At 73.7% G+C, this 16,104-nt stretch carries 14 protein-coding genes; 2 read left to right on the top strand and 12 right to left on the bottom strand.

The features are described 5' to 3' along the window. The first annotated feature begins 140 nt into the window (after positions 1–140). The gene (locus Pdca_RS32695; protein WP_085914563.1) at positions 141–1,739 is read left to right on the top strand and encodes a flavin-containing monooxygenase; all 1,599 of its coding nucleotides are present in this window, start codon (positions 141–143) and stop codon (positions 1,737–1,739) included. Between the two features lie 10 nt (positions 1,740–1,749). Here the strand turns inward: Pdca_RS32695 and Pdca_RS32700 are convergent, their stop codons facing one another. The 8 genes from Pdca_RS32700 to Pdca_RS32735 form a co-directional block, all read right to left on the bottom strand. Further along, positions 1,750–2,745, bottom strand: coding sequence for an adenosine deaminase (locus Pdca_RS32700; protein WP_085914564.1), 996 nt, complete (start codon positions 2,743–2,745; stop codon positions 1,750–1,752). A 54-nt stretch (positions 2,746–2,799) separates the two neighbouring features. Next, positions 2,800–3,945, bottom strand: a complete 1,146-nt coding sequence (locus tag Pdca_RS32705; protein ID WP_158092242.1) for an SDR family NAD(P)-dependent oxidoreductase — start codon at positions 3,943–3,945, stop codon at positions 2,800–2,802. A gap of 90 nt (positions 3,946–4,035) precedes the next feature. Then, entirely contained in the window at positions 4,036–4,683 is a 648-nt protein-coding gene (locus tag Pdca_RS32710; RefSeq protein WP_085914566.1) for a type III secretion system chaperone family protein, read from the bottom strand. A gap of 79 nt (positions 4,684–4,762) precedes the next feature. Further along, positions 4,763–5,617: a WXG100 family type VII secretion target gene (locus Pdca_RS32715; protein ID WP_085914567.1), complete on the bottom strand. Its 855-nt coding sequence runs from the start codon at positions 5,615–5,617 to the stop codon at positions 4,763–4,765. After that, positions 5,614–5,940: a type VII secretion target gene (locus tag Pdca_RS32720; protein WP_085914568.1), complete on the bottom strand. Its 327-nt coding sequence runs from the start codon at positions 5,938–5,940 to the stop codon at positions 5,614–5,616. The genes Pdca_RS32715 and Pdca_RS32720 overlap by 4 nt, the downstream gene beginning before the upstream one ends. After that, positions 5,937–6,269, bottom strand: coding sequence for a YbaB/EbfC family nucleoid-associated protein (locus Pdca_RS32725; RefSeq protein ID WP_085914569.1), 333 nt, complete (start codon positions 6,267–6,269; stop codon positions 5,937–5,939). Before Pdca_RS32725 ends, Pdca_RS32720 begins: the two co-directional genes overlap by 4 nt. Positions 6,270–6,319: 50 nt before the next feature. Continuing rightward, positions 6,320–8,950: an ATP-dependent chaperone ClpB gene (gene clpB, locus Pdca_RS32730; protein WP_085914570.1), complete on the bottom strand. Its 2,631-nt coding sequence runs from the start codon at positions 8,948–8,950 to the stop codon at positions 6,320–6,322. Between the two features lie 537 nt (positions 8,951–9,487). Continuing rightward, positions 9,488–10,228, bottom strand: a complete 741-nt coding sequence (locus Pdca_RS32735; RefSeq protein WP_232021322.1) for a pyridoxamine 5'-phosphate oxidase family protein — start codon at positions 10,226–10,228, stop codon at positions 9,488–9,490. A 360-nt stretch (positions 10,229–10,588) separates the two neighbouring features. Between Pdca_RS32735 and Pdca_RS32740 the strand changes: the two genes are divergently transcribed. Next, positions 10,589–11,761, top strand: a complete 1,173-nt coding sequence (locus Pdca_RS32740) for a globin domain-containing protein (RefSeq protein WP_174824341.1) — start codon at positions 10,589–10,591, stop codon at positions 11,759–11,761. Positions 11,762–11,795: 34 nt separating this feature from the next. On the opposite strand, the gene Pdca_RS32745 is transcribed toward Pdca_RS32740, so the two are convergent. The 4 genes from Pdca_RS32745 to Pdca_RS32760 form a co-directional block, all read right to left on the bottom strand. Beyond that, a complete protein-coding gene (locus tag Pdca_RS32745) occupies positions 11,796–12,605 on the bottom strand; it encodes a TauD/TfdA family dioxygenase (RefSeq protein ID WP_158092243.1) in 810 nt (269 codons plus the stop codon). Positions 12,606–12,667: 62 nt separating this feature from the next. Then, positions 12,668–13,525, bottom strand: coding sequence for an ABC transporter permease (locus Pdca_RS32750; protein WP_085914573.1), 858 nt, complete (start codon positions 13,523–13,525; stop codon positions 12,668–12,670). Next, positions 13,522–14,463 (bottom strand): ABC transporter permease, encoded by a 942-nt coding sequence (locus tag Pdca_RS32755; RefSeq protein WP_085914574.1) that lies wholly within the window; start codon positions 14,461–14,463, stop codon positions 13,522–13,524. The genes Pdca_RS32750 and Pdca_RS32755 overlap by 4 nt, the downstream gene beginning before the upstream one ends. 7 nt (positions 14,464–14,470) lie before the next feature. After that, positions 14,471–16,030, bottom strand: coding sequence for an ABC transporter substrate-binding protein (locus Pdca_RS32760; protein ID WP_085914575.1), 1,560 nt, complete (start codon positions 16,028–16,030; stop codon positions 14,471–14,473). Between the last annotated feature and the right edge of the window lie 74 nt (positions 16,031–16,104).

The raw sequence follows: 16,104 nt of genomic DNA on the forward strand, positions 1-16,104 counted from the left end.
GTCCGTCGCTCCGGGGCCGACACATCGTGACGGGGTTACCGGCCGGTTGGTGTGACCCCGGCGACAATGACGCGGCGTAACGCCGTGAGACGGGCCGCTCTCGCGTGCCCGACCGTTATGCAGCCTTTACCGTCAGGGGCATGACGTCCGAGGCGCCGCCGCTACCGCGACCGGCCGAGCCGTCCTCCCCGGACGCCGGCGGACTCCCCACCGGCCCGTCGCCGCGACACTCCCGGGTCGCCGTCATCGGTGCAGGTTTCACCGGTCTGGCGGTCGGGCTGGCGCTGCTGCGCCGGGGGGTCCACGACTTCGTCCTGCTCGAGCGGGCCGACGACGTCGGCGGGGTGTGGCGGGACAACACCTATCCCGGGGTCGGTGTCGACACCCCCTCGCCGCTCTACCAGCTCCGCGCGATGACCAATCCCGACTGGTCGGACCTGTACGCGCCCGGTCACGAGGTGCAGGACTACGCGCGCCGGCTCGCCCACTCGACCGGGTTGTCCCAGCACGTGCGGTTCGGCGCCGACGTGCACTCCGCGCGGTGGGACGATGCCGACGCCCACTGGCGGATCGACACCCCGCTCGGCGAGTTCACCGCCGACGTCATGGTCAGCGCGGCCGGCCTGGTCGCCGACCCGAAGCTGCCCGACGTGCCGGGCCTGCGCGAGTTCCGCGGCCCGGTGTTCCACTCGGCACGCTGGGACCACTCGGTCGATCTCACCGGCAAGCGGGTCGCCGTGGTGGGCACCGGCGCGACCGCCATCCAGCTGGTCCCGGAGCTGCAGTCGCAGGTCGACGAGCTGCACGTGCTGCAGCGATCCCCCGCGTGGATCATGCCGAAGCCGGGCAACCCGGTCGGCCGGCTGGCGCGCCGCGCGCTGGCCGCCAGCCCGGCTCTGACCAGGATGCAGTTCGACCTGATCTACGCCGGTGCCGAGCTGCTCGCGGCGACCCGGCGCTCCCGGGTGCTGCGCGACGCGCTGACCCGGGTCGGCAGGCGGCACCTCGCCGCGCAGGTCCCGGATCCGGAGCTGCGCGACCGGCTGACCCCGGACTTCGACTACGCCTGCAAGCGCCCGCTGGTGTCGAACAGCTACCTGCCCGCGATGAGCGCGGAGAACTGCACCCTGCACACCGGCGGGCTGGTGCAGGTCGACGGCGACACCGTCGTCTCCGGTGACGGCACCTCCGCCGAGGTGGACGCGATCGTCCTGACCACCGGTTTCGAGGTCGGCGCGACCGCGCCGATCGCGCACCGGCTGTTCGACGCGCAGGGCCGTTCGCTGCACGACCACTGGGACGGGGACCCGCGGGCGTACCTGGGGATGACCTGTCCGAACTTCCCGAACCTGTTCCTCATGCAGGGGCCGAACGCGACCAGCGGGGCCAGCTCGACGCTGCTGTTCTCCGAGGCCCAGGCCCGCTACGTCGCGGACGCGGTCTGCCGGATGGCCGACGAGGGCATCCGGTCGATCGACGTCCGGCCGGAGATCGAGCGGCGCTGGACCGCCCGGATCCGCAGGCGCTCCGCCCGCACCGTCTACGAGACCGGCGGCTGCTCCAGCTACTACCAGAACGCCGAGGGCGTCAACGTCGTCATGTGGCCCGCGAACACCGCCGAGTACCAGCTGCGGACCCGGCGGTTCCGGCTCGCACCGTTCCGCGCGCAGCGGGGCCGCACCGGATCCGGACGGCCGCTGGAACCGCTGCGCCCGGTGCGGCTGGCCGCGACCGCCTGACCCGGCCCGGTCAGGGCCGCCAGCCGGCGACCTCGGCGAGTAGCGCGTCCCGGGTGGCGGCGTCCACGAACGACGCCTCCATCGAGTTCGCCGCCAGGGTCCGCAGCTGCTCGGCCGACAGGCCGAGACCGTCCCGGACCGCGGTGTAGTTCCGGTCGGCGTAGCCGCCGAAGTACGCCGGATCGTCGGAGTGCACGGACACCTTCAATCCGGCGGCGAGCATCTCGGGCAGCGGGTGCAGCCCGATGCCGGGGACGCAGCCCAGGCGCACGTTCGACAGCGGGCAGACGGTCAGCGGGGTGCCGTCCCGGCGCAGCCGCGCGACCAGGTCGTCGTCCTCGACCGCCCGGATGCCGTGATCCACCCGCAGCACGCCGAGCTCGTCGAGTGCCTCCCGGACGTAGCCGGCCGGGCCCTCCTCGCCGGCGTGCGCCACCGGCTTGAGCCCCAGGCCCCGGGCCCGGTCGAAGACGTCGGTGAACTTCGACGGCGGATGCCCGACCTCGGCCGAGTCCAGGCCGACGCCGACGATCCGGTCCAGGTGCGGCTCGGCGGCCCGCAGCGTGTCCGCCGCCTCGGACGCCGGCCGGTCGCGCAGGAAACAGAGGATCAGCCCGGCCGACACGCTGCCGGCATGCTCGTCGACGGCGTCGGTCAGGCCACCGATCACGTCCTCGATCGGGATCCCCCTGGCGGTGTGCGCCTGCGGGTCGAAGAACATCTCGACGTGCCGGACGCCCTCGCCGGGGCAGCGCCGCAGGTACGCCGAGGCCAGCTCGGCGAAGTCCGCGCGGGTGCGCAGGACGGCCATGTTGGCGTAGTACACGTCGAGGAACGACTGCAGGTCGGTGAACTCGTAGCGCGCCCGCAGGTCCTCGACGTCGCGATAGGGCAGTGCGACGTCGTTGCGGGCGGCGAGCTCGAAGACCGTCTCCGGCTCGAGCGTGCCCTCGATGTGCAGGTGCAGCTCCGCCTTCGGCAGCGGCGGGATCCCCGTCGTCGTCATCCGACGATCATCCCGGCCCGCCGGGGCCCCCTGCCACCCCGGCGCCGCATCGGATCAGCCGCCGGTGACGGTGGCCGTGGTGTGCGCCGAGCCGATCCGGCGCCGCGCACGGTCGCGGGCGGCCGCGGCCGCCCGGGCACGCTGCTCGGGTGTCCGCAGCGATCCGCCGACGTAGTGGTCGGAGCGCCCGCATCCGGGCGCCGTACCGACCGACCGGCCCGCGCCGGGCCGGGACGGCAGGTCCGGCAGCCGCGACGGGGTGCGCAACGGCTGCTGTGCGACGGGCGCCCGGTCGCAGCCGGGGGCAGGGACGGGCCGGCGCGGGGCCACGGGCATCCTCGGCTCGGATGCTGCCGGCTCGGGTGCCGGCCCGGACGCGGTGGGCACGGGCACTCCCGGCACGGACACCGCCGGCACGGACGACCCCGGCATCACCGGGGCCACCGGGGCCACCGGGGCCGCCGATTCCCGGGCCGCCGGGGCGCCCGGCGCGCCGGGCGCCGGCATCAGCGGCTCGCGGGTGGCGTCGGAGACGATCTGGGCGCCGCGGCGCGCGGCCCGCAGACCCGCGTCCACCGCACGCCGGGGGAGCTCCAGCAGGGCCACCGCCGGGCGGCCCGGCTCCGGGAGGCCGACCGGGCGGTCCGTGTCGATGACGGACTCGGCGGCGCGCTCGGTGCGCACCGTGACCACTCGCACCCCGGTGCCGTCGAGCATCCCGGCGAGGCCTGCGGTGAAGGCCAGCGCCCACGCGGTCACGGGATCGTCGCCCGGATCGGGTGATGCACCGACCGCGATCACCGTGCCGGATCCGCGGCGCAGCATCCCGGGGAGCGCGGCGTGGGTCAGCCGCATCGTCGCCGTGATGCCCAGGTCGATCCGGGACTGCTGCTCGTCGACGGACTCCGGCGCGCCCGGCCCGGCGTGACCCGGGATCGCGTCGTGCACCAGGACGTCCGGTGCGGGAGCCCCGGGGCCGCCGAGCAGCGCCTCGAGCCGGAACAGCCCGCGTCGGGTCGCGAGATCGGCGACGAGGGCGTCGGCCCGGACGTCGTAGCGCGCGGTGAGCGCCCGCGCCGTCACGTGCAGCCGGTCCGGATCCCGGCCGACGAGGATCAGATCGTGTCCGCGGGAGGCCAACCGGTCGGCCAGTACCGCGCCGATCCCGGAGCCACCGCCCGTGATGAGTGCCAGAGCCACCCGAAAAGGGTATCGAGACCCGATCGGGCTAGCGCGTTCGGGTGGTCACTTCACGTATGCGTTGATCTACGCTACGTATATACGCCCTGATCAGGACTCGACCGCGGGACGCTTGGCGTGCATGCCCTCCTCGAGCGCCGTCGCCACCTCGGCGAGATCGGCGAGCAGGTCCTGCATCCGGTCGGCGGAGATGCCGACCGGGGCTGCGGCGAGCACCCAGGTGTCCTCGGCCCAGAGCAGCTCGACGTCCTCGCCGACCGCGTCGCTGGCGTCGGCCAGCCGCGGGGTGAGCAGCGGGCGGACGGCGTCGGCGTCGCTGACGAAGGCGTAGCGCTCACCGACCGGCTCCAGCAGGTCCAGCCCGGCGTCGTCGGGGAGCGGGGCGGAGGGCAGCCGCAGCTCGACCGCGGCGGGCAGCGGGTCCTGGACCTGGACCGCACACAGCACCGAGCTGATCCGCCCGGCCTGCTCGTGGTCGAACGCGTGCGCCCGGCGCGGCCCGTCCGGCGTCGGGACGTCGCCGGACACCAGGTTGCGCGCGACACCCGGCCCGCCCTGGTGGATCGTGCCGTAGCGCCAGCGGCTGGGCAGTACCGGATCGGAGTCCAGGTACTCCCACTCGCGCATCGACGCCCAGCGCTTCCGGTCACGCGTGGCACCGCCACGGAACCGGTCGAAGACCAGCAGACCGACGCCGACGACGATCGCGAGGACGGCGATGACGAACCAGACCGACATGCCGCGGAGCGTAGTCCCGATTCGGGCGCCGAGCTGGTAGCGCCACGGCCCGGACGTGCACCTTCCGGGTGCCGATGGCTCATCCGGACGACGCGGGGTTCCCTCCGTCGTCCCAATCCGAACCGGTCGCCCGGGCCGCGGCCTGCTGCTTGCCGAGCTCCAGTCCGGCGTCCTGGGCCAGCCCGACCCCCTCGGCGAGCCCGGATCCGCGCACGGCCGCGGGGAGCAGGCCGGTGCGGATGGTGTCCTCCAGCCGCCCGATCGCCGCGCCGGCCTGCCGGAGCAGCGTCGCCAGCTCATCGATCCTGCGGATGATCGTCAGGGCCGTGTCGGCGACCTGCTTGACGATCATGGCGATCGCAATCGGCAGTGCCGTCCCCGCGGTGGCGAGCGCTGTCACTCCCCACACGATCAGCCAGGAGGCCACGCGGACCACCAGATCGGCGATCATGTCGCGGACGATCGCCCGCTCGGTGCCGACCATCGACGCGGAGCCGAGCACCAGGTCCGCCACCTCCCGCGCGGCCGTGGACAGTGTCCGCAGCCCCTCCTGGTGCTCGGTCAGCGTCCGCCCGAAGCCGGTCCCCGCCGTGCCCTCCCAGGTGCCCGCGGTGGCGCGCACCCCGTCCAGTGCCGTGGCCGCGGTACCGAGATCGGCGGAGATCCGTTGCCAGTCATCGGCCCGGGCGGTGATCTGCACCGGGTCGCCGCACAGCTGGTCGAGCGGGATCCGCAAGGTGTCGAAGTACTCCATCGCCCAGCCGACCCCGGCCCTGCCGAGCTCACCGATCGGGTTCGCGACGAATCCCAGCGCGTCCAGCCCGGCCACGACCCCGGCGACCGCGATGCCGCCGGCGTCCTGCTCCCGGACGGCGGTCGAGACGTCGTCGATCGACGAGAGCAGCCCGGCCCCGTCCAGCGGGGGCGCGCTCACCGGGGTTCCTCCACCACGTCGACCCGGGTGAACTCCAGGGCCGCCCGCTGGTCGGCCTCGCGGTAGCCGGTCGCCGCCTGCTCGAGCGCCGCGGACAGCTCGCCGAGCGTGCCCCCCAGCCCCTCCAGCGCCTCGGCCCCGGCCCGCATCGCCGCGGTCGCGTCGGCGGCGAAGAAGCTGCCGATCGCCCCGTAGGCATCGGTGTCCAGGTCGGTCGCCGACGGTCGCATCGCCGTGACGTCGGCGGCGAGCTGACGGAGCAGGCCGGCCTGGGTACCGAGGATGTCCGGATCGACCCGGAACCCGGCCGCCGGTGACGTCACCGCCCGGCCCCGGAGATCAGCGGTTCCATGATCTTCTCGACCTGCCCGGCCACGTCGGCCGCGGCCTCACCGGCCAGCCGCAGCACCGTCTCGGCGAGCCGGGCCCGGGGCATGTCGTCGGCCCGGACGCCGATGCTCAGGCCGGTCAGGTGGCCGGACTGGTCGACGGTCACCACGACCGCGCCGTCGCGGGTCCGTGCGGTCGCCGTCACCGTCGCGATCCGGGCCCTGGCCGCCTCGGCCCGGGCCCGGATCTGCTCGACGCGCTCGCGGTACTCCTCGAGCCATGTTCCCGCCGGCGGCACGGCGGAGGTGTGTGGACGCTCCATGCGCGGCGACGATGCCCGTCACCGTCGCCGCGCACGGCCGAGCGTGCGGATCAGTTCGCGATCGCGACCGGATCCGCCCCGGTGAGCGCCCGGCCGACGATCAGCCCGCCGGTGCCCCCGGACGCCGCCGGGTCCAGGTCGACCCGCACCGTGTCGCCCTCCCGGATCGACCCGCCGAGCAGCGCGCGGGCGAGCTGGTCCCCGATCGAGGACTGCACCAGCCTGCGCAGCGGACGTGCCCCGTAGACCGGGTCGAACCCGTTGAGCGCCAGCCATTCGCGGGCCGGGTCGGTGACGTCCAGGGTCAGCCTGCGCTTGGCGAGCCTGCGGCCCAGCACGCCGATCTGGATGTCGACGATGTGGGTCAGCTCGTCGGTCGAGAGCGCGTGGAAGACCACGACGTCGTCGAGCCGGTTCAGGAACTCGGGCTTGAAGTGCGTCCGGACGACCGCCATGACGGCGTTCTCGCGCGCCTTCTCGTCGAGCGCCTGGTCGGCGATCGCCTGGCTGCCGAGGTTGGACGTCAGCACCAGGATGGTGTTGCGGAAGTCCACGGTGCGGCCCTGGCCGTCGGTCAGCCGGCCGTCGTCGAGCACCTGCAGGAGCGTGTCGAAGACGTCCGGGTGGGCCTTCTCCACCTCGTCGAGCAGCACCACCGTGTACGGGCGTCGCCGGACCGCCTCGGTGAGCTGGCCGCCCTGGTCGTAGCCGACGTATCCGGGCGGGGCACCCACGAGACGGGCGACGCTGTGCTTCTCGCTGTACTCGCTCATGTCGATGCGGACCATCGCCCGCTCGTCGTCGAACAGGAACTCGGCGAGCGCCTTGGCCAGCTCGGTCTTGCCGACGCCGGTCGGCCCGAGGAACAGGAACGACCCGGTCGGCCGGTTCTCGTCGGAGATGCCGGCACGGGCCCGGCGGACGGCGTCGGAGACGACCCGGACGGCCTCGGCCTGCCCGATCACCCGCCGGCCCAGCTCGTCCTCCATGCGGAGCAGCTTGGCGGTCTCGCCCTCCAGCATCCGGCCGGCCGGGATGCCGGTCCAGGAGCTGACGACGTCGGCGACGTCGTCCGGGCCGACCTCCTCCTTGAGCATCACGTCCTCGTGGGTGTCGATGGCCGCGGTCTGCTCGGCCAGCTCCTTCTCCAGTGCCGGGATGCGCCCGTAGCGCAGCTCCGCAGCCCGGCCCAGGTCGCCGTCGCGCTCGGCCCGGTCGGACTCGCCGCGCAGCTGCTCCAGCTGCTCCTTGAGCTCCCGGGTGGACTCGATGGCGCCCTTCTCGTTCTGCCAGCGGGCGGTGAGCGCGGAGAGCTCCTCGCGCTTCTCGGCCAGCTCGGCCCGCAGCGCCACCAGGCGATCCTTCGAGGCGGCGTCGGACTCCTGGGTCAGCGCCATCTCCTCGATCTCCAGCCGGCGCACGGCCCGCTCCACGGTGTCGATCTCCACCGGGCGCGAGTCGATCTCCATCCGGAGCCGGGACGCGGCCTCGTCGACCAGGTCGATCGCCTTGTCCGGAAGGAACCGGGCGGTGATGTAACGATCGGAGAGGGTGGCGGCGGCGACCAGCGCGGCGTCGGTGATCCGGACGCCGTGGTGCACCTCGTAGCGCTCCTTCAGACCGCGCAGGATGCCCACGCTGTCCTCCACGCTCGGCTCGCCGACCAGCACCTGCTGGAACCGGCGCTCCAGCGCCGGGTCCTTCTCGATGTGCTTGCGGTACTCGTCGAGCGTGGTGGCACCGACCATCCGCAGCTCCCCGCGGGCGAGCATCGGCTTGATCATGTTCCCGGCGTCCATCGCGCCCTCACCGGACGCACCGGCACCGACGATGGTGTGCAGCTCGTCGATGAAGGTGATGATCTCGCCGGCCGAGTCGGTGATCTCCTTGAGTACAGCCTTGAGCCGCTCCTCGAACTCACCGCGGTACTTCGCGCCGGCCACCATCGACCCGAGATCGAGCGTGATGACCCGCTTGTTCCGCAGCGACTCGGGCACGTCCCCGGCGATGATCCGCTGGGCCAGGCCCTCCACGATCGCGGTCTTGCCGACGCCCGGCTCACCGATCAGCACCGGGTTGTTCTTGGTACGCCGGGACAGCACCTGCACGACGCGCCGGATCTCGGTGTCCCGGCCGATGACCGGGTCGAGGTCGCCGTCACGCGCGCTGGCCGTCAGATCCTGGCCGTACTTCTCCAGCGCCTGGTAGCTGCTCTCCGGGTCCGGGCTGCTCACCCGGGCCGAGCCGCGGACCTGGGCGAACGCGTCGCGCAGCGCGTCCGGGGTCGCGCCGTGGCGCTGCAGCAGCTGGGCGACCGGGCCGCCGGACCGGGCGAGCCCGACGAGCAGGTGCTCGGTGGAGACGTACTCGTCGCCCATCTCGGTGGCCAGCTGCTGGGCAGCGGTGATCGCGGCCAGCGCGTCCCGCTGCAGCTGCGGCGCGCTCACCGAGGAACCGGACGCCGAGGGCAGCCGGTTCCCGAGCGCGGTCAGCTCGGCGCGGACGGCGGCGGCGTCCGCGCCGACCGCCGTCAGCAGCGGGGCGGCGATGCCGTCGCCCTGGGCCAGCAGCGCGCCGAGCAGGTGGGTCGGGCCGACATCGGGGTTTCCGGCCAGCGTCGCGGCCTGCACGGCGGCGGAGATGGCCTGCTGGGTACGGGTGGTGGGGTTGAAGGAGTCCATGCTCCGCGGTCCTCCCGGTCCTTCGCTTGGGGTCTCTGGGTTGCGGGGAGCGGCATCCCGGCCCGTCTGCCTCACAGTGTGCCGGGGGGTGCGCCTCTCGACTCGTACAACGGCAGGAAAGTTGAGTCTGTTCCGCTCAGGTCGGAGTTTTTCGAGAGGTTGCGGACGCGCGGGCACGACCCCGTGTGCCGCTGGGGTCCGGCCCACGGGGCCGCACCCGGCCGGACGGCGCAGGAACGCCCACACCGGTTCCGGTGAACCCGCCCCCGGGACGCACCGCCGACGCCCGGCGCAGGGCAGTGCCGGACAGCCGGGCAGTGCCGGACAGCCGGGCCGGGCGGTGCCGGACGAGGCGGTCGGCGCCGGGGGACGCGGGGCCGTGCCGGACCACCGGACGCACCGGGCGTGGCGCGAGACCGAGCGTGTGACGCGCGCCCGGCCGAGGGCCGGCCCCGGGCGCACGAGTGCCGCCGGACGGATGCGCACGGGCTCACGGATACGAGCCCGCGCGGATGCGGGCCGTGCGCAGGCGCCGGGTCAGCGAGCCGGCGGGCGTCCGCGCAGCGCGCGGGCGGAGCCTCCGCCGAGGTGGGTGGTGCTGGGGAACCGGCGCCGGGGCGGGCGGGGCACCCGCGGCGGGGTCCCCTTCGCGGCGAAGAAGTCGCCGCCCTTGCGGGCCGGGTCGTCGGTGCCCCATTCCCGCCGCTGGGTCACCCGCTCCATCCGCGGGATGTGCTTGCGGCAGTGGATGTAGGCCTCCTCGACCTGCACCACCACCCAGCGCTCGGCGCGGCGGCCGGCCGTCCGGTCCCGGGCCTGCCCGGGGAAGGTCGCGCGGAAGGCGTCGTCGTCGAGCACCCGGGCCCTGCCGTTGACGTGCAGACCGATCAACGAGTCGGTGAAGTCGACCATGAGCAGGCCGATGTGCGGGTTCTCGACGAGGTTGCCGAGGCTCGCGTACACACCGTTACCGCGGTACTCGGGGTAGGCGAGCGTGTACTCGTCGAGCACCCGGATGAATCCGGGCGGGCCGGCGCGGAGGGAACTGTCACATTCACCGTGCTCGTCGGAGGTCGCGATGAACGCCATCTCCATCCGCGCGATGAACTCGATCATCCGCGGCAGCAGCCGGTCCCGGAGCTGGTCGCCGTAGAACCGGTCGGCCCTCGCCACACTGCCGATCTCGTCCTGCAGGATGTGCTCCCCGCCCGAACCCGGCCGGTGAACAGCGTGTTCGACGGCGTCCACGTCGGTCGGCGGGTGCTCGGCGACGGTCACGGGACGATCTCGACCGGAGAGCACCGGAGCGGGGGTTCGCAGCGGCACGCGCACCACCGTGCCATCCGGGACGCCCAGGACCAAACGCTCGCCGGGACATCCGGGCGCCACGCCACGTCGGCATTCCGGCGCACGGGCGCTATCCTGACCTCGGCGCCACCCACGCCATGACGAGTGACCACCGTCCCCGAACGGATGATTTGCAACCGTGTGTACCTGCCCACTGCCGCACAGTGAGCTAGTTGCGGTGCGACGTTCCACCGGACGGAGGCGCTCGCGTACCCTAACCGGCGGTGCGCGGACATCGATGTCCGGTATCACCGCGGCACGGAGCACGACCGAGGAGAGTGTCCGCCAGGCATGACTGCTGACCAGCTGATCGCCGGCGACGTCGCCCCGCAGCGACGCCCCGCCTCGGAGGCGGACCGGACAGTCGAGCTCATCCGGAACAGCTTCGCCCTCGTCGAGCCGCAGGCCGAGGAACTCGGCAAGCACTTCTACTCGACGCTGTTCGGGCGCGCCCCGGAGACCCGCGACCTCTTCCCGGTGAACATGGAGGTGCAGCGCAGCCGACTGTTGCGCGCCCTCGTGCACGTCGTGCAGATGGTGGACCAGCCGGACGATCTGGTGCCGTTCCTGCAGCAGCTCGGCCGGGACCACCGCAAGTTCGGGGTGCTCTCCCAGCACTACGACGCGGTCGGCCACGCGCTGCTCTCCGCGATCGCCACCTACTCCGGCGAGAACTGGACCCCGGAGGTCGAGAAGGCCTGGACCGGCGCCTACGGGATCGTCGCCGACGCCATGCAGCAGGCCGCCGCCGCCGAGCGCGGCCCGGCGTCCTGGCTGGGCCGGGTCGTCGATCACCGCCGGATCGGCTGGGATCTGGCCGTCGTCACCGTCGCGACCGACCAGCCGGTGCCCTACCAGGCCGGCCAGTACCTCTCGGTGGAGACGCCGCACCGGCCTCGGCTGTGGCGTTACCTGTCGCCCGCCAACTCCCCGCGCCAGGACGGGACGCTCGAGTTCCACGTCCGCGCGGTGGAGAACGGCTGGGTCAGCCGGGCGATCGTCGCGCACAGCCGGATCGGCGAGACCTGGCGGATCGGCCCGCCGATGGGTCGCATGGCCGTCCCGCACAACAGCGAGCGCGAGCTGCTGATGATCGCGGGTGGCACCGGTGTCGCCCCGATGAAGGCGCTGCTCGACGAGGTGCGGCGGCGTCCGCGCCCGCCGCGCACCCAGGTCTTCGTCGGCGGGCGGACCTGGGAAGACCTCTACGACTTCACGGCGCTGCGCAAGCTCTCCTACAACTTCCCGTGGCTGGACGTCATCCCGGTCGTCGAGCACGAGGACGAGCCGTCGGGCGCCGAGACCGGCACCCTCGCCGACGTCGTGACCCGGTTCGGGGCCTGGAACGACCACGACGTCCTGGTCTGCGGTTCGCCGTCGATGATCCGCTCCACCGTCTCCCGGATGCTGGTCGCCGGGACGCCGCTGGACCGGATCACCTACGACCCGTTCACGATGGACTGACCGTGTGGGGGCGCCGCAGCGCCCCCACACCGGGTCAGAAGGCCTCGGCCGAGCGGACCGACAGGACGTGCAGGGTGCGGGCGCCGTGGAAGGCGTCCCGGCCGTGCAGGTACCGGTAGTTGTCCAGGATCAGCAGGTCACCGGCCTCCAGCCGGAAGCGCGGCGCGGCCTCGAACGCGGTCGCGAGCAGATCGGCGTACTCCTCGATCCGCGCGAGGTGCGCGTCCCACTCCGGCTCGCGGGGCACCGGCAGCGCGTAGTCGCTGGCCCGCACGGCCCGTCGGCCGCCGCGGGTGTGCTCCACCATCCGGCGCAGCAGCGGAACCAGCGGGACTCCCCGCGGCGGGTTCACCCGGCTGCCGAAGAAGTCGACGTCGTGGCCGGTCAGGAAGGCGTGCAGGTCCGGATGGTCGGTGGCCAGCCGGTCGACCACGGCGTACCCGTCGACGAGCACCGAGTCGCCGCCCGCCGGCGCCGGGGACGAGCAGTGCATCAGCAGGTAGTCCTCGTCCGGGTCGCGCAGCCGCACGGTGCGGCCGTGCACGTCGCCCTCCAGGTAGGCGCCGTCGTTGTGCAGGCCCAGCGCCGGTGAGTCGGTGCCGCCCTGCGGCCGGATCCCGAACAGCTCACGCAGCCGCCCGCCGAGCACCGTCGCCGCCGCGACGACCAGGGCCTCCGGGTCCTGTCCCTGCGCCGGGACCCGGACCACGCCGTCGGCCTGCAGCACCGCGCGGGCGTCGGCGAGCGCGGCCGGACGGGGCACGACGCCGGTGCCGTCCACCAGGTCCTTCAGCTCGGGCCGGGACTCGCCCCGGCGCCTCCCGTCGGTACCGGTCTCCGCCACGATGGCCCTCCGTTCGTGCCCCACTGATGCTGTCGCACCAGTCTGGCAGGAACGAGTGGTTCTCAGTACTGGCCGGACGGACCGGTCCAGCGCCGCTCCAGGGCCCGGCCGAGCCCGGTCACCAGCAGCGCCGTGCCGACCACCGCGGCCGCCGGCAACAGCACCAGCTGCGGCGCGTTGAACAGGAACTGCCTGCCCTCGGCGAGCATCACCCCCCACTCCGGGGTGGGTGGTTGCGGGCCGAGCCCGAGGAACGACAGCCCGGCGACCGTCAACAGGATGTTCGCGAACCGCAGGCACAGGTGCGACAGCAGCGGCCGGGTCAGGTTGGGCAGCACGTGCCGGAACGCGATCCGGCCCGGGCCGGCGCCGATCGCCAGCGCACCCTCGACGTACTCGCGGTTCCGTTCGCGCACGACGAGCTGGTAGGTGAGCCGCGCGAACGGTGTCCACCCGGCGACGACGATCGCGATCAGCAGCGACCACAGGCCCGGCGCCCCGCCCGATGCTGCCACCACGACCAGCCCGATGAGGACCGCGGGGACGGCGACGAGGACGTCGATCGTGCGCTGGAACAGCTGTCCGACGAACCGCCCGGCCCACCCGGCGAGCACGCCCAGCACGGTGCCGATCAGCGCGCACAGCGCCAGCGCGACGAGGGTGAAGCCGACCGAGATCCGGGCACCGACCGCGAGCCGGGCGAGCAGGTCCCGGCCGAGCTGGTCGGTCCCGAGCGGATGCTCGAGCGACGGGCCGGCGAACCGGGAGCCCAGATCGTTGCCCGTCGGGTCGAGCGGCAGCAACGCGAACAGCACCAGCACACCGAGCAGCACGACCGCACCGATCTGCAGTGGCCGCCGCAGCCGCTCGCTCCAGCCCGTCGTCAGGTATCCGCGCCCCGCCATCGCCTCCGCGCTCACCGGACCGCGCTCCGGGCCACCGGATCGAGCGACAGCGCGAGCAGCTCGGCGAGGATCCCGGCGAGTGCCGCCACCATCACCACCGCGAGCAGCCCGGCCTGGACGACCGGCAGGTCCTGGCCGAGGACCGCGTCGTAGAGCAGCCGTCCGAGCCCGGGCACGGCGAAGAGCACCTCCACCACGACCGAGCCGCCGAGCAGCCCGCCCAGGAACAGACCGGACATCGAGGCCACCGAGGTCAGCGCGAGCCGGCCGCCGTGCCGCCAGAGCACGGTGCCGTCGGACAACCCCTTGGACCGCGCGACGGTGACGTGCGGGCGGGCGAGCGCGTCGACGGTCTCGGCCCGGACGAGCTGGGCGGCGAGCGCCGCCGGGAACGCGGCCAGCGTGAGCACCGGCAGCACCGCCTGGGCCGGCGTGCCCCAGCCGGTCGCCGGGAGCAGCGGGAGGCTCACCGCGAACGTCAGCACCAGCACCGTCCCCAGCACGAACTCGGGCACCGCGACACCGAGCACCGATCCGGCGGTCAGCAGCCGGTCGAGGCGGCCACCCGGGCGCCGCGCCGCGCGCACCCCGGCCGGGATGCCCACCAGCCCGGCGACGACGATCGCCGCGACGGTCAGCACGAGCGAGACCCCGAGTGCCGGCCACAGCAGGCCGGACACCGGGGTCCGGCTCGCGTAGGAGATGCCCAGGTCGCCGGTGAGCAGCGCGCCGGACCAGGCCAGGAACTGATCGAGCCAGGACCCGTCGAGGCCGTACTGCTCGCGCAGCGCCGCCAGGACGACCGGATCGGGCTCGGCCTCCCCGATCCGGCTGCGGAGCACGGCGAGCGCGGTGTCCTGGCCGGAGATGCGGGGCAGCAGGAACACCAGCACCGCCGCCGCGACGAACACGATCGGCAGTGCCAGCAGCCGCCGGATCAGCAGGGCGGTCACGCCCGGGTCATCCGGTCTTGGCCAGCCCCGGCACCACCAGGGTCTTCGCCAGCGGGTCCACCGCGTACCCGGCGACCCGGTCCCCGACACCGTTGGCGCGGGTGTGCACCAGCGGCACACCGACCGCGTCGGCGTTCAGCTGCTCCGCGGCCCTGGTGAAGATCGCCTGACGGGCGTCCGGATCGGTCTCGGTGGCGAGCGGCGCGAGCAGCGCGTCGAACTCCGGCGAGCAGTACCGGTTGATGTTGTAGGACCCGTCGCAGCTGTAGTCCGAGGTCAGGGTGGCGCCCGCGTCCGGGACGTCGAGCAGGTAGCTGCGCGAGAGCAGGTACATGTCGTAGTCGCCACCGAGCAGCGCGGGCTCCCGGGCGTCGTAGTCGCCGACCTGGATGGTCGCCTCGATCCCGGCCGCCCGGAGCATCTCCTGGACGGCGGTCGCGAGGGTCGGCAGCTCGGCCCGGGTGCTGTAGGTGCCCAGCTCGACCCGCAGCGGATTGTCCGGGCCGAAACCCGCCTCGGTCAGCAGCTGCCGGGCGCGGGCCGGATCGGCGGGCGGCGGCGGGTCCTGCGACCCCCAGGTGACGGCCGGGCCGAACAGTTCCGATGCCGGCACCGCGGACCCGGCGAGCGCCTGTTCGCCGAGCGCGGTCCGGTCGACGGCGGCCGTGACGGCCTGCCGGACCCGGATGTCGTCGAACGGCGCCCGGGACTGGTTGAGCAGCAGCGACGCGGTCCGCGGGGCGGCGACCGTCTCGTTCGTGTACTCGTCGCCGGTGAATTCGAGGGCCGCGGTCTCGGGCAGTTCCTGCGCGATGTCGGCGTCCCCGGCGCGCAGGGCGAGCGCCCGGGCCGACGGGTCGGGCACGAAGTTCGCGGTGATCCCGGCCAGCTGCGGCCGGTCGCCCCAGTAGCCGTCGTTGCGCTCCAGGGTCACCGTCTGGGTGCCGTTCACCTGGGTGATCGTCATCGGGCCGGTGCCGGTGCCCTGCACCGCCGGCGGGTTCGCGGCGAACGCCGACGGCGCGAGGATCGCGGAGTTCGCGCTGCTCAGCCGCAGCGGCAGGATCGGGTCCGGCTCGGTGGTGGTGATCCGGACGGCATCGGCGCCGTCCGCGGCCGCCTCCAGCCCGATGCCGCGCAGCGCCCGCGGCGGCGCCTCGACACCCGCGGTCCAGTTGAGCGCGGTGGCGACGGCATCGCCGGTGAGCGGCTCGCCGTTCTGGAAGGTGACGCCCGTGCGGAGCGCGAAGCGCCAGGTCCGGGGATCGTCCTGCTGCTCCCAGCTCGTCGCCAGCGCGGGGCGCGGTTCCCCGTCCGAGCCGGACGCGACCAGCGACTCGGTCACACCCAGCTGGGACAGGACGTAGGCGTCGTCGGTGTCCACCGCATAGCCGGCCGACGGCCCGAACGCCATCGCGATGGTGACCTCGGCATCGGGCACGACTTCGCCCGTTCCGCCTCCCGCACCACCGCAGGCGGTGAGTATCGCGGCGCTCGCGGCGAGCGCCGCGGCGACCCGGAACGGTGAACGACGGCGTCGCGCGACGACGACCGGAACGACGGTCATGCGATGGGTCCTCTCCGGCGCCACGGATCGGGTGTCACCCGGCGCCCGGAAGATCCTCGGGATGTGTGAGCGGA

This window comes from Pseudonocardia autotrophica (assembly GCF_003945385.1).
Taxonomy (GTDB): Bacteria; Actinomycetota; Actinomycetes; order Mycobacteriales; family Pseudonocardiaceae; genus Pseudonocardia; species Pseudonocardia autotrophica.

Coding starts and splice junctions, on each gene's coding strand:
- Pdca_RS32695 (WP_085914563.1), top strand. CDS start 141: ATGACGTCCGAGGCGCCGCCGCTACCGCGACCGGCCGAGCCGTCCTCC.
- Pdca_RS32700 (WP_085914564.1), bottom strand. CDS start 2,745: ATGACGACGACGGGGATCCCGCCGCTGCCGAAGGCGGAGCTGCACCTG.
- Pdca_RS32710 (WP_085914566.1), bottom strand. CDS start 4,683: ATGTCGGTCTGGTTCGTCATCGCCGTCCTCGCGATCGTCGTCGGCGTC.
- clpB (WP_085914570.1), bottom strand. CDS start 8,950: ATGGACTCCTTCAACCCCACCACCCGTACCCAGCAGGCCATCTCCGCC.
- Pdca_RS32740 (WP_174824341.1), top strand. CDS start 10,589: ATGACTGCTGACCAGCTGATCGCCGGCGACGTCGCCCCGCAGCGACGC.
- Pdca_RS32760 (WP_085914575.1), bottom strand. CDS start 16,030: ATGACCGTCGTTCCGGTCGTCGTCGCGCGACGCCGTCGTTCACCGTTC.
- Pdca_RS32725 (WP_085914569.1), bottom strand. CDS start 6,269: ATGGAGCGTCCACACACCTCCGCCGTGCCGCCGGCGGGAACATGGCTC.